Here is a 21,273-nt window from a genome sequence, read left to right as displayed (position 1 = left end):
TTCGAGAACATACAAATGGCCGTTCAGTTTAGTGGTATCCATTTAAAAATTGCAGCTTTCAAGTAGACACTAAACTGAATAATTAATGATACTCTCCGAGTATCGATACAAAGATAGTCAAAATAAAATATATTGTAAAAAAGAGATGTAGATATTGTTGCATTTTGTCTGTTTTATAAAATTGAGGAATGACATGATGATACAATATTTCTTATGTATTTAAGATATTCGCAGCGATTGCGGTCTATATATTGTCTTGAAATACAATAGAGTTAATACAAATTAGATTTGTTATATATCATATATGCGTATATCTTTGCAGAATAAAATCACGAGTTTACAAAAAACAGTTTGAGTAAACTCTATTGTAATAAAAATATGCAGAATATAATAGATGGTATTCGCAGATATTATCCTGTGTCCGATAATTCTTTAAATATACTATTCAGTAAAATGAAAAAGTTAGAACTCCCCAAGAAGCATCTTCTTATAAAAGAGGGAGTTATTGACAGGCATGTGTATTTTATTGAAAAAGGATTTACACGATCCTACTGTCTCCATGATGGAAAAGAAATGACGATTTGGTTTTCTCGTGAGGGGGACATAACTTTTGCCATGAAAGATTTATATCATAATGAACCGGGGTATGAATATGTGGAGTTATTAGAGAACTGTACTTTGTATGCAATAGCTATAAATGACTTGAATAATCTGTATGAAACAAACATAGAAATCGCAAATTGGGGTAGAGTCATTCATCAAGAATGTTTGTTGTATATGGATCAACACCATAACGATCAATTATTTCTTTCGGCCAAAGAGCGTTATGCCCAACTATTAAAAGAGTTGCCGGATGTTATCCATCGGGCAAATCAGAACTATATATCTTCTTATTTAGGAATTACTCCACAACATTTAAGTCGGTTACGGGCAGTAAAGTAGTTTTTTAATCTATGTGAATATTTTAGTCGGGCGAAATGTGTACCTTTGTATCCACATTTATTAATTAGCTATATTGTATGATTAATGCACTGACTTCTTTGCGCTTTATATTTGCCTTAATGGTATTTGGAGCCCATTGTTACATCATAGAAGATCTTTTTGATACTCATTTTTTTAAAGAAGGTTTTGTTGGAGTAAGTTTCTTTTTTGTGTTGAGTGGTTTTATTATTTCTTATAACTACCAAAATCGTTTGGCAGAACATATCACGACAAAACGTTCTTTTTGGGTAGCACGTATAGCACGTATTTATCCGTTACATTGGTTCACTTTATTTCTTAGCATTGTATTGGGCGGATATGTTATATATGATGGTGGCTGGGATTGGTGTAAACATTTCCTGGCATCCCTTACGCTCACTCAAGCTTATATTCCCCATGCCGATTATTTCTTTTCATTCAATAGTCCGTCATGGAGCTTATGTTGTGAACAATTGTTTTATTTTTGTTTCCCTTTTTTAGCTGTCTGTTTTAAAAAGAATCAAAAGCTATTGATGCTTTTCATACTGCTTCTTGTATTGACTGTTTGTGGGATGTATTTCACGCCGGAGGAAAATATCAAAGGATATTGGTATGTGAATCCGATAGCGAGGATTCCAGATTTTATAGTGGGCATGCTTCTGTTCAGGTTTTACACGTATCTTATAGATAAAAAGATGACTTATAGGACCGGGACCTTACTCGAAATATCGTCCATAGTGATATTTTTATTCTTTTATTTATATGCTGCTGACGTTCCTAAAGTGTATCGATATACCTGTTACTATTGGTTTCCTGTGGCATTGCTTTTATTGAGCTTCTCTTTGCAAAAAGGTTTTGTTTCACGGCTGTTGTCTAATCGTTTCTTGATTATTGGTGGAGAAATTAGTTACAGCTTCTATCTGATTCACCTTTTTGTATTGTTGTCTTATGCAGAATGGCAAAAAGGAAGTGCTTCCCATATAGATTGGTACATTTCTATTCCGATTCTCTTCAGTGTCACTATTCTCCTCAGTCTGCTTTCTTACTATTATTTTGAGAAACCGATGAATAAACTCGTTAAAACATTGTTAAACAAATAACTCATGAAACTTAATTGATTTAACCGAGTGGGGATGAAATTGCATGTGGTAATCGTAATACATGGGTAGCGCAGAGAAGCGTATGGGTGTATACTAATTTATATATCACATTGTCAAAATGGTATTTCTACTTCGGTAAAATCATTTTTTTAAGGTTGATGGATACAAAAGACCGAAAATCTTCTCTATTTTCATATAGAAAATTTCAGAGAGTCATTTCTGTAGCCGATTAGCTGTTGTCCAGTTTGTTATTTTGTGTGTTTTATGTGCAATTTGTCTTGAAAATCTGTATATATCAAGCCTTATTCTATTATGAAATGATTTTATTTTTTCATCAGTTAGTCTAAAAGGACTACTTTTAAAAGGAAATAAATTTTTCTCGTAGAGTTTCTTATGGTTCCTCGTAGAGTTTTGAGTCGTTGCTCGTAGAGGAACCGGAATTATCTCCTAAGAAAAAGTAAGTTAACATCTTGGAATAAAATGCATATCTATCCTTTTTATATGGAGATATGCAGAAAAAAGCGTATTTTATTTATTTGTTTATACGCTTTTTTCTCTATTTGCTGCCTTTTGATTAAAGTATGTGTTATTAGAAATCGTGATATGAAAGCATTATGTCGGTTTATTCGTATTTCTTGTAGCTTTTGTGCAGATCAGATTTGGTAAAGTAGAAAGTTCTTCCCTACTCTACGTTGTCCGGTTAGTATTTTGGCTATGGATTTTCGTATAAAAGGTTTTATTTTTATCGGTATATCCTTTTCTTTTTATTAAGATTTTTGGGGGAAACTCATAATCTAAAAAAATTAATTATACTTCAAACTTTTCCGTATTTCACGGAAAGTTTTAATTATACTTTAATCATTAGAATACATTAAGCATGTTATTTTTTTGTGCTTTAAACCCAAAAATAGATGATAAAAGAGAGAGGTGGTAATTAACATTGTTAATCGCTTTTTTTATATACTGTTTCCTTCTTTGCAAAACATTAATCTTTTGCAGTTAAGAAATGCATTTCTTAGCTGCAAAGAATACGATTTAACATAGTATTAATATTAATTTCTTGTACGTAGGTATTAGACTATCTTTTTTTGTAAAACAAAACATTTATATTGTTGATATACAATGATTTGTGTGTTTGTAAATCGGTTATTCCAGACAAATGGACTTCATTCGAATAGAAACTGCGTTTTACCTGAACTTGTCAATTTAGCAACTTCAATAGTTGTATTTTTCATTGCGCACAGTTTTCATACCCATCAGTGTATTCAAAAGTATGTAGATATGATTGAGTGACAAAAACAATCATTATCTTTACAGATATTTTTATGTAAATAGAAAACATGGATTTAATAAATTGAATATGAAAGATTATGCCATCTAAGAAAAAAACTCTTAACTACTTCGAACGTCAGCAGAAGAAATTGCATCCGAAGAAATATCGTTTTTATTTCTTCGATTACATGTATTATTGCGGTGAGAAATGGGGTGAAAAAAGTTTTAGAATAAGTGGAATGATTGTGTTCTTTTCATATTGGAGTTTTTGCTTTGTCCTGCCATTGAGCCTTTATCTTTCTTCAATTTCTGTATTGTCACATACGGATGGATGGCACATTGTCGGAGTAATGGCATTTGGAATTATTCCACCTGTTCTTTTCTGTATACTGCGCTATCGGAGTGGACGTCGCTCCGCCCTTATGCGACATTATCGTCAGAGCATATGGCACAAAGGAATTCCGGTATGGTTGATCTGTTCAGCGTGGTTTCCACTTCTTATAGTGGAGTTTTGGGTAATAAAAGAGATGGGATGGATTTAGACATTCCTCCGCCTGTGCTAACTTTGTATCTCGTCCTCCATATCGAGAAGTTTTTTCATGGTCGGTCGGAAGTGATCTCCCCATTCTTCAAGCTGTTCGATAATCGGGAGTAAACTTTTGCCGGTTTCGGTTATGGAATATTCGGAATGAGGGGGAAGTTCCGAGAATATCTTTTTCTTCACTATGCCGTGCATTTCCAATTCTTTGAGTTGTTGATTGATAACTCTCGGGCTGGCTTCTTCAAACAATCGGTGAAGTTCGCTGGGGCGTTTTGCACCTAAGCTTAACTCTTGGATAATGCAACTTTTCCATTTTCCACCCATTACCTCCATCGTAATTTTTATTCCACAGTCTATATCAAAGGGTATTTTCTTTTTGTACATAAGCATTTGTTTTGGAGACAAAAATAACATTAATTGCGGTATTGACAAAAAATAATCTCTGCTGTTGACGCTTCTCTCCGGTATATGGGTGAATTTATCAGTATATGAATAATTTAGCCGTACTTGTATCTTTGTCGGGATCACCCTATTTTTGCACTAAAAATCGGAAGATATGAGAAATGTTTTGTTATCGACGGTGTTGTTTATGGGAATAATCTCTGTACATGCACAGAATAAAGTATCAATTAATAATCAGAATATGGAAAAGAAAACATCTGCAGTCCGCTTGATTTATCCTCAGTGGCAAGGTGGCATTGTTGCTCATTGGATGCCGGACATCCCTGCTGAAGATGCTTCGAGAGGATATTATCTGGGAGCACAATTGTTGAATATGTTAGCTCCGGAAAGTTCCCAGGAGGTAATTGAAGTTCCGGTATCATTGGATATCAATGACAGGGAGACGGAAAAAGGGATCAGTTCGCGGCGGGTCATCTTGAAACAAACGAAGGCGGCCCTCGAAAAGCTGCGTGAAAAAGCACCGGACAGGATAGTAACGTTAGGAGGTGACTGTTCTGTGAGTGTAGTTCCGTTCACTTATCTGGCCGAAAAATATCCTGGTGAGGTGGCTGTTGTCTGGATCGATGCACATCCTGATGTGAATCTGCCTTATGATGAGTATGAGGGGTATCATGCGATGGCGCTTACTGCTTGTCTGGGAATGGGCGATGAAGAGATAATGGGATTGTTGCCCGGTAAATTCGATGCTTCGAAAGCGCTGATTGTCGGGCTGCGTTCGTGGGATACGGGCATGAAGGAGCGACAGGAAAAGTTAGGTATTAAGGGATTGTCTCCCGAAAAAGTAGCCGGCGACAGTTCGGCCATTCTGGAATGGCTGAAAGAGACCGGAGCTTCGAAAGTGGTTATCCATTTTGATCTGGATGTATTGGATCCTGCTGAAATCATTGCCGGCGTAGGCGTCGAACCCGATGGCATGAGGATAGACGAAGTGGTTCGTGTAATAAATGATATTGCTTCCAAGTACGATTTAGTTGGTCTTACAGTGGCGGAACCGATGCCACGTATTGCCATTAAAATCAAAAATATGCTTCACCAACTACCTCTGTTAAAGTAGTATGTGATTTTAAATGTAATCGGGTTGTGATGATTTTTACCGTATGCATGAAGATGTGCTTTCAAACAATCTTCATGCATACGAAAAAGTTAAAGGGACGTTACTTGTTCTCTAAGAAAAAAGATTTTTGTATCAGGATGATATCTCCGTTTTTTATCTTTTGTCTTTGCGGTAATTTATTGTCTGAAACGGAAATAATCTCTTGCTCAAAGATACGTTTTAACTGATTGGCTGACAGAGAAAAATAGCCTCGAAGGAATGAAGACAATCTCAGGTTGAATTCGAAATCGCATTTAATTTGTATTTTTAGTGTTTCTTCCATCGTGTTGGCAATATCCTTTTCGGAGATATTGCTGATCACTTCATACCCGACATTACTGTAATCTAATTTTATATTGTTTTTTCTTTCAAGTTCCGTAGAAAAAGCGTATCTCCAGGCTATATTCCTGTCATTCATTGAAAAACCGTGGAATAGCGCTTTGTCGATCAAGTCCGGTTTACTTCGCGACAATATAGTAAGGTTACAGGTGTTATCACACTTTGTGCATCTATATATTAGCCATACATCGATATTTCTTTTTTGAGCATTCATTCTAAACTTGTCGCTACAATAAAAACGTTCATTGTTACAATGACTGCATCTCTTTATTAATAAAGGACTGTTTTTTACCTTTATTTCCCATGTGAACATTGTATTCATACCAAAGCTGATTTTTTCTTTGCGGATTCTTGATTTTTTCGCAAAGCTGTGTATTAGCTGGTTGTACAATTCACAAGATGTCACAAGATGCTATCAACTTTTTCCTGTTTTTACTTTAGCTTGTCAAGTTTATCATAAGAAATCGTCCCGCCGTTTTCTCTTATTATAAGAGGTATTGGCGGGACGAAAAAAGGTATTTTTCGACTACATAACTTACTGCAAGTAATGCTTTGCGATAGAACATTGATTCATTTAAAATAAAATCGTTCAAATCTACATCACCACAGTCGAACGATTTTATAATTTTTTTTATTTTAAACGACGTACATTATAGCTCTTTTGAAAAGCTTCTTCCGTTAGAATCATATTGAATTATTATTCTTTAAATACGTTCATAACGGCTTTGTACCGTTTCAATCGTTTTTCCCTTTGTTCCGGAGTCTCTTTACGGACTTGCTTCATTCGTTCTTCAAATTTCCGGGCATCTTCTCCGAAAAGTATCGGGTTTTTAGTAGTTCAGTGTGAATATAGTTTATCCATCAAGTTCATCCATCATTTGAGTTATTTTTTCTTTTAGTTTATCCAAAAACTGTGTCCTGTTCTTCTTTCTGTTTCTGATTTCCAGAAATATCCGGTAGAAATCGCCTATTTCGATGTTGAAAAGCGTTTCGCAACAAAAAGCGATATCTTTCAGGCTAATGTCGCCTTTATTGAAACATTTACCGGCATATAGTGCATAGATGAATTCAACCAGCGCAACCTTGCTATCGGTCCATTGTAGTAAATTATTCTCGACAATTGAAATAAGTTTGAGATGCAGTTCATCTGATAACAATTCTATTTCGCCTGCCAGATAATGCATTAATTGGTTGTTTGCGAGAATCTCGGCAACACTCGAATCATGCAGGGTAGAAAAGGACAGATCCCTGTCTGCCGATAGGCAATGAACATCCGAAAGAATATCATAATACTCTCTTGTGAAAAACAAGTGATCCGATTCTGTCTTTCCGGATTGATAATAGTTGTAAAAAACTTCGTCAGGATGGCCTTTCTTCAAATGATCGTATTCGTTTTTTAAATATTTGCATTGGGCTGACGGTGATTTTCCGGTACGGTTGTTTTCTATCCGGTACAAACGTACATAATAAATCAGCAGACTGGAAATTTCCGGTTTCCAGACTTTGAAGAAATGAATCTCTTCTTGTAGGTTTTCAAATCGATATTTGGTAATAGCTGCATGCAGTGACGAGAGAGCGGCTTGTATGCAGCTGACTATCTGCTTTATCTTGTCAAGACGGTCAGTGCGTTGTTGCTCGATCCTGTCAATTTCTGCTTCTATCTTTTGCTTAATGTTCTTTACGAAATTTTTCATCTGTATCCGATGCTTTCATAACTTTCAGAGAGACAGTATAGATATTCTGCCTTGAAAAAGCTGAAAAACAAGTTACAATTGTCTCTGAAAAAGACATTGCTGTGAATAATAAAGTGGTATAATGAAAAACCTGCCTGAGTAGGCCTACTCAGACGAAAGAAATTAGCCTGCGGTTTATAAGGCTAATATTAAGCGATAACAAATTTAAGAATAGTACCCAAAATTATTGCTTTTAGAATTCGTTGGCGAAGATAGGATATCCAGTCCGCCCTTCCAAATAATTTGCTGCTTTTTCTTTTAAGGAGATTCTTTTTATTCTGTTTGGCCGCAAGGGCCTGTTCCTTATTAGTAAATTATCAAAAATAGCCCCTAATTTAAAGTTTTGTGTTACAATACAGGCATCTTTTTATTTCTTCTGAAAATAGCATAAATACAGTTCGTATTTAGAGTCTGTTTAAATTTCGCTCAAAATAAGCTGATAAAAACTTTTAAGAGGAAAATTTAGACGGACTCAAAGAATCAAGCGGGATTTTTATGCTAATTTTGTTTTCTGAAATTATAATAAAGAAGAATATGAAGCATTATCCGGTTATTCTTTCCATTGCAGGTTCCGATTGTTCGGGTGGAGCCGGCATACAGGCAGATATTAAAACCATATCTGCTTTAGGGGGGTATGCGGCATCTGTGATAACGGCGGTGACCGTACAAAATACGATGGGTGTACATGCCGTGCATGCTGTTCCCATCGAAATTATTCGCGGACAAATCGAAGCCGTAATGGAAGATTTGCATCCGGAAGTCGTTAAAATAGGTATGGTCGGTGATGCCGAAACAGTTAGAGCTATCGCCGGCTGTTTGCAAAAGTATCACCCGAAATACATTGTATACGATCCGGTAATGGTATCTACCAGTGGCCGAAAATTAATGAATGACGATGCCATCGAAATTGTAAAAAGGGAGCTTTTTCCATTAGTCAGCCTTATCACACCCAATCTGGACGAAGTGGAGGTGCTGACCGGCAAGACGATAACTGCTCCGGAGGAAATGCAACGGACAGCACAGGAGCTTTCTACTCTTTACCAAACTGCCGTATTGATAAAAGGAGGGCATTTGCAGGGAGAAGAGATGCAGGATATTTTATGCGTGGATGGCAATATTTTTATTTATAAAGGACGCAAAATAAAGAGCCATAACCTACATGGTACGGGGTGTACCCTCTCCTCTTCTATCGCCACTTATCTGGCTCTGGGATACATAATGGATAAAGCGGTAGGTAAAGCGAAAACGTATATTGGTGGAGCTATCAGTGCTGGTAAAGAGGTAGTTGCCGGCCATGGAAATGGGGCATTATGCCACTTCTGGAATCCGGTGAAGGCACAGATTATTGATGATAAGGTAGATAGATAGTGGGAAAAAGAGATTGCCATTGCACAAAATTGCTGATTTTGTGCTACTGTATTATAAAAATATGTAACTTTGCCCCGCAAATTTAAATTTTAGAACGAAAATATGAAAGCATTTGTATTTCCCGGTCAAGGTGCTCAGTTTGTGGGCATGGGTAAAGACCTGTATGACAACTCTGCATTAGCAAAAGAATTGTTTGAAAAAGCAAACGATATTCTCGGATATCGCATTACAGATATTATGTTCAACGGTACTGATGAAGATCTTCGTCAGACAAAGGTAACTCAGCCTGCCGTGTTTTTACACTCGGTAATTTCCGCTCTTTGTATGGGTGACGATTTCAAGCCGGAAATGACCGCCGGTCATTCGCTCGGTGAATTCTCTGCATTGGTAGCTGCCGGTGCTCTTTCATTCGAAGATGGTTTGAAGTTGGTTTATGCACGTGCTATGGCTATGCAGAAGGCTTGTGAGGTGACTCCTTCTACAATGGCTGCCATCATTGCATTGCCCGATGAAAAGGTGGAAGAAATTTGTGCGTCTGTTTCTGCCGGAGGTGAAGTTTGTGTTCCTGCCAATTACAACTGTCCCGGACAGATTGTTATTTCCGGTTCAGTGCCCGGTATCGAAAAGGCTTGCGAATTGATGAAAGCTGCCGGTGCCAAGCGTGCTCTTCCGTTGAAGGTAGGTGGTGCATTCCATTCTCCGTTGATGGATCCTGCAAAGGTAGAACTGGAAGCTGCTATCAATGCCACGGAATTTCATACTCCCAAATGTCCGGTATATCAGAATGTGGATGCTTTGCCTCATACCGATCCTGCTGAAATCAAAAAGAACCTGGTGGCTCAGTTGACTGCTTCCGTACGTTGGACTCAAACAGTAAAGAACATGGTTGCCGATGGTGCTACGGATTTTACAGAATGCGGACCGGGTGCTGTACTTCAAGGATTGATTAAGAAAATAGATTCTACCGTTTCTGCTCATGGAATAGCATAAGCATTTTTCTTATTAAATAAATGGAAATAAGACAGGCCGTCTCAATTGGATAAATTGGGACGGTCTGTTCTTTTTTGCCATTGTTCTAAAACATTCTTTCCATATACCGTTCCGATTCTCACTTTTTTTCGTATCTTTGCTTTAGAGTGTGAGTTACGATACTGTTATCGCATAGTTTCTCCTTCTTTATAGATCAATTATTAAGAACAAGTTTCTTCCTTAGTTATCTCCTTCACTCTGAAATAAATAATTAGTAAAAATAAAAGTTTATATGGCAAAATCCGTAACAACAGACAAACGTGAAAATGAAAAAAAGAAGCTCGCCCGTCGTGCTGAAAAACAAAAAAGAAAAGAAGAAAAGAAATTAGCTCCGAAAGTGAACAGTTTGGATGACATGATTGCTTATGTCGATGAGAATGGTATGATTACCTCCACTCCACCGGAAGAAAGCGTAAAGAGAGAAGAAATCAAGCAGGAAGATATCATGATAGCGACTCCTAAGAAAGAGAAGGAAGCTCCGACTATAATGAGAGGCCGGATTGAGTTCTTCAATACTTCCAAAGGATTTGGTTTTATTAAAGACCTTTCGGGTACTGAAAAGTATTTTTTCCATATAAATAATGTAACGGGAGATATTTCCGAAAATGATATTGTAACGTTTGATCTGGAACGTGGCATGAAAGGTATGAATGCAGTAAACGTTCGCCTTGAAGAGACACCGGAAATTTAATTATAGGAAAATGGAATATCTTTGAATTATAATTATGTGTACAGAAAAAGGATTCTTTTCTACTCGTGTAGCGTAGTGCATTTTTTTAATTCTTATTATATAAAACCTTAAATATCCGATTGAAGATTCTTAATATTAATAGTTTTTTCTCAGTATGAGCTTTATTTAAGCCACATATTGATTAATGGTATGAAAATGAGATCGTGTAAATTAAAACAACTTATTCTGTTTACTTTGTATGTTTGTTGTGAAATTTCATAATTAGGTAAATAATATAGCTAAAGATAGAGATGATATTGATATAGAATGTGAGATTTTTACTATATTTGCATAATATCATATCTTCATTCCATATTTACAATTATGAATTTTGACCAGTATATCATCAATTGCGATATATATATATATGTTCATGTATTGACCAACTTAAGGCAGACCATCGCGGATTGCTTTCACAAAGTATTTTAGGACATCTTAGAAACTTTGTAGAGCATGTCTCCGCCAAGATTTATTTGGCAGCCGGAGGAGTACCGGCTGCAACAGAATACGAGACATTGCGTAAAGCTAATAGTTATGTAATGAAGTGTGGTAATCTTAATTTTATAGCCAAATTTCATGACTTGTTACAAATATCGGCCTCTCATTATACTTTCGACCCAGAGAGTTCCGAACGGTTGATGTTAAAATATTATGAGTATTTGTTAAGGATTAAGCAATATATGAAAGGCCGGTTTGGTATGGAGTTGTTGCATAATCTCTATTTATTTCCCCTTAATCTTGATCCTGCATTCAAAATATATCATGAAGCAATTGCATATCGGATCGAAAATCAAGACTTAAAGAATGCAGTAACACATACCGGTAAATTCTATATCTACAAAACCAAGCCTATATTTGTAAATGATTCCATATATTATGAAGTTTCATTCAGCCGGGCTAACGAACATGCCAGTAAATTTGAGCGTCTTATTGCTTTTACTAAATATGAAATCACGTCTACCTATGCAGTTGATCTTCGTCTTGTTTCCACAGGAATTAGTGTGTTTGGGGTTAAAATGCCTATTTCAATCATAATTGACTGGGAGGTAGCTATACGTGCATGCGAACTGAAAAATTTTGCTAAAATTCTTAATATTTCTCTTCCTCCTAATAAAAATAAAGAGTACACGAATCTTATGGCATTTATTAAACAATCGGGCACATCGCTTCCGAAACTTTTAACACTCCCATTTGATGAGTTTACACAATTTATAGAATATGTCAAAGACGGTGCGGCTGTTCACAATCTCTCAGCTATGTTGACTGAATGTCGTAGCCGAATTGAAAAGGCTGGTGGCAATGTTTTACTTTATCTGCTGTATCGGCTGAATAATAAAATTATCAAAAAGCAATATCACAGTGATGCATGTGATTTGTTGTCAGAATTATATTTAAACATCAAATGTGTGCCATTTGACCGTATGCCTTATAAATTTTCGTTAGTTAGACATAATCCGTCGATAGATGATATCTTGGCATCCATTCCTATTGAAGGACATAAACATGAATTGTTGGCACGCCACATCACAGTCAATACTGAGCATAATGGAATACTTTACACTTCACAAGAAGAATTGATTGCTTACGGGGATATGCAACCATTGGTTGATGCTTATAATGCCAATCTTTATTATAAACACAAACTTGAGAACAACAATCTCCAATTGGAATGTTGGAATGGTTATTATTACATCCAGAAATACGAAGATAATGTGATGAAGATACTCCAACGATTAAAAGAGTTGAGTAGTAAAGGGATATTTAGTTATACTCATACGGTCAATTCTTGGCTTTCCAAGCCAGGAGTCGCCGTAGATTCAGATGAAAAACGAAAAGCACTGAAAGAATTATTCTCCAATTCGAGAGTTGCTTTGGTTTATGGTGCAGCAGGTACAGGAAAATCTACTTTTATTAATTATATCTCACGCATTTTTGGTGATAAAAATAAAATTTACTTAGCCAATACTAATCCAGCTGTTGAGAATCTACGTCGAAAAGTTGATTCATATGATGGAACATTCATGACCATCGCCAAGTTCTTGGCTGGAAAATCCATAAAGCAGGAATGGGATCTTCTGTTTATTGATGAATGCAGTACTGTAAGTAATCAAGACATGAATGATATACTAAAACAGGGGCAATTCAAATTGCTCATTCTTGTAGGAGATATGTATCAGATTGAATCAATTCTCTTCGGAAATTGGTTCAGTATAGCATATTATGCCATTAAAGGTAGCTGCCGTGTAGAATTGAAGCAAACCTATCGTACTTCCCAGAGTGGTTTGCTTGCTGTATGGAATAAAGTAAGAACTCTTTCCTCTGACATTCTTGAATACTTGACAAAACATGGTTATACAAAAAATCTTGATAACTCAATATTTACAAAATCACATGATGACGAGATCATTCTTTGTTTAAATTATGACGGTTTGTATGGAATAAATAATATTAATCGTTTTCTTCAAAGTAATAATCCTAACCCACCTGTCCAATGGGATATATTGACATATAAAGTTGATGATCCGATTTTGTTTAATGAAACCGAACGCTTTTCACCCTGGATATACAACAACTTAAAGGGAAAAATTCTTGGGATTACTAAACACGATGATTTGATTGAGTTTACGCTTGAGGTTAACACTATTCTTAATGAACTTGATCTTGAATATTCGGAATTGGAGTTATGCCCGCCGGTGTCCGAAACGACGTCAGTGATAAAACTTACAGTGGAGAAAAACGATGACGGAGATGAAGATATAGAATCGGATTCTACGGTAGTGCCTTTTCAGGTGGCATATGCAGTTTCAATACATAAGGCTCAAGGTTTGGAATTCCAATCAGTAAAAGTTGTGATAACCCATGATGTTGAAGATATGATAACTCATAATATTTTTTATACAGCTATTACTCGGACATGTGACAGGCTCCAAATTTATTGGAGTCCTGAAACGGAAAAAAAGGTACTTTCGTCACTCTCTCTACAATTCAACTATAAAGATTATGGATTGCTCAAGGCCAAATATTCTAATATTTTGAAATAATAATATAGTTTATGCTAATATCTGTTCATGCTTTTGGAAAGTCTGAATAGGCTCTCCGCAGCCAGATAGATTGGTAAAGAATGCTCCGGAGATATATCAAAGGTGCTATCGGAGAGTTTTTTTATATGCATTTTGGTTGTTTGCTCTTTTTTCTTTAAATTGCCATTGTTTATCAATTGGATGGAATAAATTTCTATTCATAGAAGATTGTCAAAGATCGGGAAAGTAATTATTAATAAATGAACCGGGTCAATCAAAAACTAACTTCTTAACAATAAAAAATGATGAGTGAATCGATTTGCCAAAGTTGTGGAATGGATATGAAATCCGCAGAAGAATTCGGTACTAATGCCGATTTGTCACAAAACGCAGAATATTGCACCTACTGTTTTAAGGATGAGGTGTTCACCAGAAATGTGACGATGGAAGCAAGTGATGATCTATTTCCCTTTTTCTTTGAATAACAAACCGGATAAACAGTATCCCACTTCTACCATCAGAATTCCAATGACAGCGCCGCCTACCACATCACTCAACCAATGCCTGTTGTTCAATTGACGGCTAAGCCCTGTGATGAATGCAGGCAAAAAGGCTGCTACACCTATCCATGAACTCTTAGGACCATACTCTTTGTATAGAAGGCAGGCCGAGGTAAAAGCCGTTGCTGTGTGTCCGGAAGGAAAGGATAGGAAGTCGGAACCATCGGGTCTGAGTACACCTGCCAATGATTTGATAGAGCAGATAGTGATGCCCATAAGTGCAAATGAAAAAACGGTGGATATCAACATCGGCTTCCATTGGCTCCGGCTTTTTATTCCCGCCAATTTCATTCCGAACATGATCACTACCGGAATATAGGGCAAAAAATCATCATAGCGATAGGCAAAGGAGGGAAAATGTGTGTTACGCAAATTATAGATATATTGGTTGGCACATTCTAATATGCCATACCTTAATGCACACAATATTATTATACTAACTAATATCCAAAGAAGTAATTTACGTAAATTCATCATACTTTTATCGGGCATTATTACAACAACAGTTTTTAAAATGTGATAAAGGTATCAAAGATAACGGACATAATGCTGTATATTATTAAACAAAAACATATTCTATATGTTTTTAAGTTCGAAAAGTAGATGACAAATCCGGGACGAATATTTGTAATATGTATAGAATAATATAAAAATATCCCGGTATTGCAAAAGTAGTACCGGGGTATTAGAGTCTATAAATTCTATGACTATCCGCAATGGAAATATTCTTCAACCAACTCCATCATTTCGATGGGTTTATCTTGAATATCGCTGCGTAGAGTGGCATCGTTATAAGTACGTAGTTTGGTAATGATACCATCTATCATGGCCGGACTGAATACATTGTATTTTTCGAAGAACGAGCGCTGCTTTTCAAGGCAATCGGCGGATGCGGCACAGCTATCCGGCAATTGGGCCAAAGTTTTTAGTTTGCCGGCATTTTCCTCCTTGTGTATATTGACATTTACATAAGTTTTTTCGGCTATTGCCAGTGCATCCTGTATCTCAAAACCATGGCGGCAAGCTACGGCCAGTCCGGCTATTAACTGATAGATATCTGCCGAACCGTCCGGTGAGCGCATTTCTACGGTTTGTTTTTGTGTGGTATCATAATTGGCTGGACTTTCCAGCGGATTGGCCAACATACACATATCGGTCTTTGCCGACCACCCTAACGGTACTCTTACTAATACCGAACGATTGCGGTCACCCCAACAAATATTGGTAGGTGCTTCCTGATGTGGCACTAACCGGAAATAAGAAGTCGGATTCGTATTTCCAAAAGCAGTAATGGAAGGTGCCAATTCCATCATACCGGCAATGGCCTTGCGGGCTGTTTCGGACAATACACCGTCCTTTAGCATTTGGTTTTGTCCGTCTTTCATGATGCGCATATGGATATGCAGTCCGGAACCGGCTTTTCCTGTAGTAATTTTCGGTGCGAACGTAATGTTGTATCCATAAGAAAAAGCCAGATTACGAATCACCCATTTGGCAATCATCAATTGGTCGGCTGCTTCTTCGGCACGTACCGGAAGGAATTCTATTTCATTCTGTTCGTAGATCATGCCGTCCAGTGTAAAATTACCTACTTCAGAATGACCGTATTTTATTTGACCGCCTGTTTGTGCGATGTATGCCATACATTCCGTACGGAAATCATTGAATTTGGCATAAGGAGTCGATTCGTGATAGCCGCGCTGGTCGGTCGCCGGAAACATGTCTTCATCCTCTGATATGACATAATATTCCAATTCGCCCATTGCTTGAAACTCCATGCCGGTCACCTCTTTAAATGCTTTACAGGCTTTACGCAAGGTATATTCGGGAGAACTTTCCAATGGTTCGCCATCTTTATTAAAGAAAGAGCAAAGCATGGTTACGGTGGGTAATTCGGCAAACGGATCGACAAAAGCTGTCCGGAAACGGGGGATTACATATAAATCACTGCTGCCAGCTTCGATAAACGGGAACAGGCTGGAACCATCCACACGCTCGCCGCAAGTCAGAATTGCATCCAGATAGGCGGCATTGTTGATTGCAAAATTGAGTGTTTTCAATCGTCCGTCCGCAGCGGGATACATGAAGTTAACCATACGGATGTCGTTTTTTTGAATATACGTGATGATGTCTGCTTTCGTAAATTCGGAAGCCGGTTTTTGGAGAAAAGCCACTAACAAATGCGGGCTCATTACTAATTCCTGATTCATAATACGTCGGTTGTTTTTTATTATTACACGGTTAACGAGTTTATTTTGTACCAAAGATAACAAAAAGTTAGTAAAACAAATGGAATGCCCGGATAATTAAATGTAATTACTATACAAATATTAGTAATATGGCACTTGATTTTCTTTTTTCTTCTATTTAACTCCTGTTTATAAGGAAGTGTCATTCTTTATTTTATCTTTGCAGGAAATGCTTTTCTTTAATGTGGAACTTTTTAAAACTCGACTCATGGAAATAAAGACGTTTATAGCAAATTACAAAGCGGCTTTCGGAGAAAACACGGAGCTTCCTATTGTATTCTGGTACTCTGATACGCTCGAAAATCAAACAGAAAAGATAAACGGTTGCTTTTTCAAAGACATGAGAAAAGTAAGGGAAGGACATACGGTCAGTTTGAATGCCGATGTTATCGGATGTGGCGGCGGTAAATTCTATACAGGTTTTACCGATATGCCGGAACGTGTACCGACTTTTGTTTCTTTAAAAGAAAAATATAAAGAAACGCCGGAAATGGTAATTGAGTATATCGACCGGTTAGGGGTAACAAAAACAGAGAATCGTTATCTGCATTTTGCACGTATGGATAAAGTGGATTCTTTGGATCTTATTGAAGGTGTCTTGTTTCTGGCAACTCCCGATATACTTTCGGGATTGGTGACATGGGCCTGTTATGATAATAATTCGGAAGATGCTGTTGTCACACAATTCGGTTCCGGTTGCAGCGTTACAGTGACACAGACTATTCTGGAGAATCACAGGGGAGGCAGAAGAACTTTTATCGGTTTCTTTGATCCGTCTGTACGTCCTTATTTTGAGCCGGATATTTTAAGTTATACAGTGCCGATGTCCCGATTTAAGGAAATGTATCACACGATGCGTAGTAGTTGCCTGTTCGACACACATGCTTGGGGAAAGATAAAGGAACGGATACAATTATCTGATAAATAATGTTTTATATACTATATTCATTGGAGAGAATAAGCAGATGTTTTTAGGTATCCTGTTTAGTATGAACTATTATGCTTGATCGGAAGAGGAGAAAATAATAGCGTTTTTGTTCGCTTAGACTATCTGTGTTTTGTACATTTGCAGCCGATTTTGCAAAACTAAGAATAACAAAAGGTTGTCAATATGATACAGAATCCGCAACGTCCAGTCAGTTCCATCGCTTTTCCTATACTTGTAGCATTGAGTATCTCTCATTGCCTGAATGATTTATTGCAATCTGTAATAACGGCGGTATATCCTCTGTTTAAAGACGATTTGGGCCTTAGTTTTGCTCAGATCGGACTGATTACACTGGTTTATCAGATGTCAGCTTCTGTTTTTCAACCGATTTTCGGACTTTTTTTTGATAAACGTCCAGTGGCATGGACACTTCCGGCAGGAATGCTTTTTACGATGACCGGTATGCTGAATCTCGCTTTTGCTTCTAATTTGCATTGGGTGCTCTTTTCTGTGTTCCTGATAGGTATCGGTTCTTCTGTGCTTCACCCGGAAGCCTCACGTATCACTTCATTGGCTTCGGGTGGCAGACGGGGACTTGCCCAGTCTTTGTTTCAAGTGGGCGGAAATCTGGGAGGCTCATTAGGACCTTTGTTGGTTGCTTTGTTAGTTGCTCCTTACGGACGTAGCCATATCTCTTTATTTGCCATTCTGTCATTGATTGCTATTTTAGTAATGATTCCTGTGTGCAGATGGTATAAAGGTTACTTAACTCGGATAAAAAGTGCTCCTGCAGCGATGAAACCGCATTTGGCAATGCCGTTGCCTATGAATAAAACAGTACTTTCCATTAGTATCCTGCTTGTTCTGATTTTTTCTAAATATATTTACATGGCAAGTCTCAACAGTTATTATACGTTCTATTTGATTCATAAGTTTGGGGTGAGCGTGCAGCAATCCCAGCTTTTTCTTTTTGTGTTCTTGATTGCTACGGCTGTCGGGACATTAGTCGGTGGCCCCATCGGTGATCGGATCGGACGGAAATATGTAATTTGGGTATCCATTCTCGGGACAGCTCCTTTTAGCATGCTGATGCCGCATGTGGGGCTTGCAGGTACGGTGATACTCAGTTTTTGCGTTGGTCTGATGCTTTCTTCCGCTTTTCCCGCTATCTTGCTATATGCACAAGAGTTGCTTCCTAATAAATTGGGGCTTATATCCGGATTATTCTTTGGTTTTGCTTTTGGAATAGCCGGTATTGCTTCTGCCGTATTGGGAAATATGGCGGATAGGTTCGGGATTGAAGCTGTTTACAATGTTTGTGCATTTATGCCATTGTTAGGATTGGTCACTTGGTTTCTTCCTGATCTGAAAAAAGTATAAAAGAAAATGATATGAGAAGTCCGATAAAATTACTTAAACGGCGGAGAATAATAAAATGGGGTATTCCGAGTGGAATCATTCTGATAGTTGCTATTACGATTATTGCCAATTATACGGTGGAACATAAAACGGATACATTGATATACAAAGATGCCGCTACTATCCCCTGCAATAAAACGGGGCTTTTATTGGGTACTTCCAAAACCCTCCGTTCGGGTGCTCCCAATCAGTACTTTCAAAACAGGATACAGGCTGCTGTTGCTCTTTTTAAAGCCGGAAAGATAGAAACCGTTGTTATCAGTGGCGACAATAGTAGTGAGGGATACAATGAACCCGAAGATATGAAAAATGAACTGGTAAAAAGAGGGGTGGCTGAAGATAAGATTTATCTGGATTATGCCGGATTCAGGACATTGGATTCCGTAGTACGCATGGAAAAGATATTCGGACAACATCGTTTTACGGTTATATCACAGGATTTTCATAACCGCCGGGCCATATACATTGCACAGGCAAAAGGTTTGCAGGCTATTGGTTATAATGCGCAGGATGTGGATGCATATAGCGGATTCAAGACCCAACTTCGGGAGAAGTTTGCAAGAGTTAAACTGTTTATGGATTTATATACGAATAAGAGCCCGAAATTCTTGGGTGATCCTGTTATTATTAAATAAATATCCGAAACTGTTTTTTGTTCCCTGTAATAAAATAATGGGCCGTTTAAGGCAAAATTATCTTCTTAAAAACTTTTTAATCAGAGTTTTGTTCTAATTAATGCTATGCGATAAATAGGCTTTGGCAGTCCTACTATTATCGAGAAGGATAATTGATACAAAAATAAGCAAGATAATGAATAATGTAATTTTTGCAGACGCACATGAACATGCGATAAAAACGGTTCCGGAGATGATTTTAGTGTATAATAAACAAGCCACACTTTTGAATATTGTCAATCCTGGCGGTAACTTACCTTTCAATCCGGAGGGAATGGTCGGTAAGAAAATAGATGCTTTTCTTGATTGGGAAACAGGACGGGTATATATGAAACATTTCCAGACAACAGTTTCGTCCGGGAAATCCGAGATATTCGAACTTAATATGGAAGAGAACGGCAATCAGCATTGCTATGAAATACAGATGTCTCTGATAGACAACGACCGGGTAATCGTTACGGCACGTGATCTTCCGGAAGAAAATGCGTCTCAACTGGAATTAAAAAGGGCACAGCTTTCATTAAGACAGGCAAAGGAAGAACTCGAAACGAGTAATTCGGTGCTTTCATCCGCTCTGAATATTGCCGGCGTACTTCCATGGAGTGCCGATTTTATAACTCATACTTTTTCTACCGACTATAACTTTTATCATCATGAAGATTCGCCGGGTCCTGACGGGCATGGAAGGTATAACATTTCTATAGATGAATACCTGAAAAAAATTCATCCTGATTTTCGTGAACGTATAACAAAGGTGTTTAGTGAGTTACGGGAAGGCAAGCGGACTGAATTTCATGAAATATATCAGATACATTGGTATAATGACCGTGAATATGAATGGGTACACAAACAGGGAACCGTATCCAGATATGATGCGAAAGGGCGTCCGGTTAGTATAATCGGTTCGGGAATGGTGATTACGAAACAGAAAGAAATGGAGCATTTTCTGCGGTTAGCCAAAGAACAGGCGGAGCAAAGCAATATGTTGAAATCTGCTTTTCTGGCTAATATGAGTCATGAAATCCGTACACCGCTTAATGCCATTGTCGGCTTTTCTGAACTACTGACAGAAACGGATGATCCGGAAGAAAAAAAAGAATATGCAGATATTATACTGAATAATAATGCCTTGTTGTTACAGCTTATCAGTGATATTCTCGATTTGTCGAAAATTGAAGCAGGCACGTTAGAGTTTACTTATTCTGAGATCGACTTGAATAGTCTATTGACGGAAGTAGCTCAGACAGCTCATCTAAAAGCAAACAATTCAGAACTGGATATTGCATTTACAGATCGTATATTCGAATGTGTTGTGCACAGTGATCGTAACCGTCTTCTACAAGTAGTACACAACTTTGTGAATAATGCCATTAAATTTACTCCTAAGGGCCATATTCATATAGGTTATAAATTGAAGGATTCCGGTGATCTTTACTTTTATGTGGAAGATACAGGATATGGTATACCGGCCGATAAAGTATCGGATGTCTTTGACCGTTTTGTCAAATTGAACAGTTTCATACAAGGAACCGGACTCGGGCTTTCCATATGTAAAACAATCATATCCCATTTAGGTGGAGAGATAGGTGTCAGTTCTCAAGAGGGTAAAGGTTCTACTTTTTGGTTTACTCTGCCGGCAGGAGGTATTGTAAGAATGCATGAAGACTAAGAAAAATAGCTTCGTATTCTTGATCTCAAAACTTTTTATAATATAGATTACAGATATACATACCATTATTACTGATTTAAGAGTAGTAATGGTACAAACAAAGAAAAAACTGTTATTTTTGTATCGG

The 21,273-nt window shown here is 37.4% G+C and carries 18 protein-coding genes; 13 read left to right on the top strand and 5 right to left on the bottom strand.

The genetic code is table 11. The annotated features are described in order from the left end of the window. Nucleotides 1-378: 378 nt before the first annotated feature. The 3 genes from RB604_RS15275 (at nt 379) to RB604_RS15265 (ending at nt 3,874) form a co-directional block, all read left to right on the top strand. A complete protein-coding gene (locus RB604_RS15275; RefSeq protein ID WP_005931934.1) occupies nt 379-942 on the top strand; it encodes a Crp/Fnr family transcriptional regulator in 564 nt (187 codons plus the stop codon). Nucleotides 943-1,019: 77 nt separating this feature from the next. Beyond that, nucleotides 1,020-2,060 carry an acyltransferase family protein gene (locus tag RB604_RS15270; RefSeq protein WP_055294501.1) on the top strand — a complete coding sequence of 347 codons (1,041 nt, stop codon included), beginning with the start codon at nt 1,020-1,022 and terminating at the stop codon, nt 2,058-2,060. A 1,370-nt stretch (nt 2,061-3,430) separates the two neighbouring features. Continuing rightward, on the top strand, nt 3,431-3,874 hold the full coding sequence (locus tag RB604_RS15265; protein ID WP_055294503.1) for a hypothetical protein: 444 nt from the start codon (nt 3,431-3,433) through the stop codon (nt 3,872-3,874). A 17-nt stretch (nt 3,875-3,891) separates the two neighbouring features. Here the strand turns inward: RB604_RS15265 and RB604_RS15260 are convergent, their stop codons facing one another. Further along, nucleotides 3,892-4,257 carry a winged helix-turn-helix transcriptional regulator gene (locus RB604_RS15260; RefSeq protein ID WP_025819053.1) on the bottom strand — a complete coding sequence of 122 codons (366 nt, stop codon included), beginning with the start codon at nt 4,255-4,257 and terminating at the stop codon, nt 3,892-3,894. A gap of 259 nt (nt 4,258-4,516) precedes the next feature. On the opposite strand from RB604_RS15260, the gene RB604_RS15255 reads away from it, so the two are divergent. Then, nucleotides 4,517-5,389, top strand: a complete 873-nt coding sequence (locus RB604_RS15255) for an arginase family protein (RefSeq protein WP_025819052.1) — start codon at nt 4,517-4,519, stop codon at nt 5,387-5,389. 100 nt (nt 5,390-5,489) lie between these two features. On the opposite strand, the gene RB604_RS15250 is transcribed toward RB604_RS15255, so the two are convergent. Both RB604_RS15250 and RB604_RS15240 read right to left on the bottom strand, forming a co-directional pair. Further along, nucleotides 5,490-6,089, bottom strand: a complete 600-nt coding sequence (locus RB604_RS15250; protein WP_055294505.1) for a DUF1062 domain-containing protein — start codon at nt 6,087-6,089, stop codon at nt 5,490-5,492. Nucleotides 6,090-6,621: 532 nt separating this feature from the next. Beyond that, nucleotides 6,622-7,461, bottom strand: a complete 840-nt coding sequence (locus RB604_RS15240) for an RteC domain-containing protein (RefSeq protein WP_055294508.1) — start codon at nt 7,459-7,461, stop codon at nt 6,622-6,624. Nucleotides 7,462-8,034: 573 nt separating this feature from the next. Here RB604_RS15240 and thiD point away from each other — a divergent pair. The 5 genes from thiD to RB604_RS15215 all read left to right on the top strand — a co-directional run bounded on the left by thiD (nt 8,035) and on the right by RB604_RS15215 (nt 14,132). After that, nucleotides 8,035-8,868, top strand: coding sequence for a bifunctional hydroxymethylpyrimidine kinase/phosphomethylpyrimidine kinase (gene thiD / locus RB604_RS15235; RefSeq protein ID WP_005931950.1), 834 nt, complete (start codon nt 8,035-8,037; stop codon nt 8,866-8,868). A gap of 102 nt (nt 8,869-8,970) precedes the next feature. Further along, nucleotides 8,971-9,858, top strand: coding sequence for an ACP S-malonyltransferase (fabD, locus tag RB604_RS15230; protein WP_005931953.1), 888 nt, complete (start codon nt 8,971-8,973; stop codon nt 9,856-9,858). A gap of 271 nt (nt 9,859-10,129) precedes the next feature. Then, nucleotides 10,130-10,588 (top strand): cold-shock protein, encoded by a 459-nt coding sequence (locus tag RB604_RS15225; protein WP_005931956.1) that lies wholly within the window; start codon nt 10,130-10,132, stop codon nt 10,586-10,588. Nucleotides 10,589-11,034: 446 nt separating this feature from the next. After that, nucleotides 11,035-13,668 carry an ATP-dependent DNA helicase gene (locus tag RB604_RS15220; protein WP_309005949.1) on the top strand — a complete coding sequence of 878 codons (2,634 nt, stop codon included), beginning with the start codon at nt 11,035-11,037 and terminating at the stop codon, nt 13,666-13,668. Between the two features lie 281 nt (nt 13,669-13,949). Beyond that, complete coding sequence (locus tag RB604_RS15215; protein WP_224203064.1) at nt 13,950-14,132, top strand: zinc ribbon domain-containing protein; 183 nt, start codon at nt 13,950-13,952, stop codon at nt 14,130-14,132. On the opposite strand, the gene RB604_RS15210 is transcribed toward RB604_RS15215, so the two are convergent. Together RB604_RS15210 and RB604_RS15205 are read right to left on the bottom strand one after the other, a co-directional pair. After that, nucleotides 14,109-14,681: a phosphatase PAP2 family protein gene (locus RB604_RS15210; RefSeq protein WP_172680677.1), complete on the bottom strand. Its 573-nt coding sequence runs from the start codon at nt 14,679-14,681 to the stop codon at nt 14,109-14,111. The two genes, RB604_RS15215 and RB604_RS15210, sit on opposite strands and share 24 nt — an antisense overlap. A gap of 233 nt (nt 14,682-14,914) precedes the next feature. Continuing rightward, a complete protein-coding gene (locus tag RB604_RS15205) occupies nt 14,915-16,417 on the bottom strand; it encodes a glutamine synthetase family protein (protein ID WP_055294510.1) in 1,503 nt (500 codons plus the stop codon). Nucleotides 16,418-16,664: 247 nt separating this feature from the next. On the opposite strand from RB604_RS15205, the gene RB604_RS15200 reads away from it, so the two are divergent. From RB604_RS15200 to RB604_RS15185, 4 genes are all read left to right on the top strand, one after another. Beyond that, the gene (locus tag RB604_RS15200) at nt 16,665-17,384 is read left to right on the top strand and encodes a DUF169 domain-containing protein (protein WP_007480950.1); all 720 of its coding nucleotides are present in this window, start codon (nt 16,665-16,667) and stop codon (nt 17,382-17,384) included. Nucleotides 17,385-17,567: 183 nt separating this feature from the next. Beyond that, nucleotides 17,568-18,764 carry an MFS transporter gene (locus tag RB604_RS15195; protein WP_007480949.1) on the top strand — a complete coding sequence of 399 codons (1,197 nt, stop codon included), beginning with the start codon at nt 17,568-17,570 and terminating at the stop codon, nt 18,762-18,764. 11 nt (nt 18,765-18,775) lie between these two features. Continuing rightward, nucleotides 18,776-19,438 carry a SanA/YdcF family protein gene (locus RB604_RS15190; RefSeq protein WP_021936710.1) on the top strand — a complete coding sequence of 221 codons (663 nt, stop codon included), beginning with the start codon at nt 18,776-18,778 and terminating at the stop codon, nt 19,436-19,438. 175 nt (nt 19,439-19,613) lie between these two features. After that, nucleotides 19,614-21,146, top strand: a complete 1,533-nt coding sequence (locus tag RB604_RS15185) for a sensor histidine kinase (protein ID WP_007480946.1) — start codon at nt 19,614-19,616, stop codon at nt 21,144-21,146. Nucleotides 21,147-21,273: the final 127 nt, after the last annotated feature.

Origin of the sequence: Bacteroides salyersiae, assembly GCF_031172035.1 — a bacterium.
GTDB lineage: Bacteria > Bacteroidota > Bacteroidia > Bacteroidales > Bacteroidaceae > Bacteroides > Bacteroides salyersiae.
Note: the sequence above shows the minus strand (reverse complement) of the source record. Positions and strands in the feature narration are given on the sequence as shown.

Excerpts from the sequence above, each read along its gene's own strand:
- RB604_RS15210 (WP_172680677.1), bottom strand. The coding sequence starts at position 14,681 with ATGAATTTACGTAAATTACTTCTTTGGATATTAGTTAGTATAATAATA.
- RB604_RS15265 (WP_055294503.1), top strand. The coding sequence starts at position 3,431 with ATGCCATCTAAGAAAAAAACTCTTAACTACTTCGAACGTCAGCAGAAG.
- RB604_RS15185 (WP_007480946.1), top strand. The coding sequence starts at position 19,614 with ATGAATAATGTAATTTTTGCAGACGCACATGAACATGCGATAAAAACG.
- RB604_RS15260 (WP_025819053.1), bottom strand. The coding sequence starts at position 4,257 with ATGTACAAAAAGAAAATACCCTTTGATATAGACTGTGGAATAAAAATT.
- fabD (WP_005931953.1), top strand. The coding sequence starts at position 8,971 with ATGAAAGCATTTGTATTTCCCGGTCAAGGTGCTCAGTTTGTGGGCATG.
- RB604_RS15275 (WP_005931934.1), top strand. The coding sequence starts at position 379 with ATGCAGAATATAATAGATGGTATTCGCAGATATTATCCTGTGTCCGAT.
- RB604_RS15250 (WP_055294505.1), bottom strand. The coding sequence starts at position 6,089 with ATGAATACAATGTTCACATGGGAAATAAAGGTAAAAAACAGTCCTTTA.
- RB604_RS15270 (WP_055294501.1), top strand. The coding sequence starts at position 1,020 with ATGATTAATGCACTGACTTCTTTGCGCTTTATATTTGCCTTAATGGTA.
- RB604_RS15195 (WP_007480949.1), top strand. The coding sequence starts at position 17,568 with ATGATACAGAATCCGCAACGTCCAGTCAGTTCCATCGCTTTTCCTATA.
- RB604_RS15225 (WP_005931956.1), top strand. The coding sequence starts at position 10,130 with ATGGCAAAATCCGTAACAACAGACAAACGTGAAAATGAAAAAAAGAAG.
- RB604_RS15205 (WP_055294510.1), bottom strand. The coding sequence starts at position 16,417 with ATGAATCAGGAATTAGTAATGAGCCCGCATTTGTTAGTGGCTTTTCTC.
- RB604_RS15240 (WP_055294508.1), bottom strand. The coding sequence starts at position 7,461 with ATGAAAAATTTCGTAAAGAACATTAAGCAAAAGATAGAAGCAGAAATT.
- RB604_RS15255 (WP_025819052.1), top strand. The coding sequence starts at position 4,517 with ATGGAAAAGAAAACATCTGCAGTCCGCTTGATTTATCCTCAGTGGCAA.
- RB604_RS15200 (WP_007480950.1), top strand. The coding sequence starts at position 16,665 with ATGGAAATAAAGACGTTTATAGCAAATTACAAAGCGGCTTTCGGAGAA.
- RB604_RS15190 (WP_021936710.1), top strand. The coding sequence starts at position 18,776 with ATGAGAAGTCCGATAAAATTACTTAAACGGCGGAGAATAATAAAATGG.
- thiD (WP_005931950.1), top strand. The coding sequence starts at position 8,035 with ATGAAGCATTATCCGGTTATTCTTTCCATTGCAGGTTCCGATTGTTCG.
- RB604_RS15215 (WP_224203064.1), top strand. The coding sequence starts at position 13,950 with ATGATGAGTGAATCGATTTGCCAAAGTTGTGGAATGGATATGAAATCC.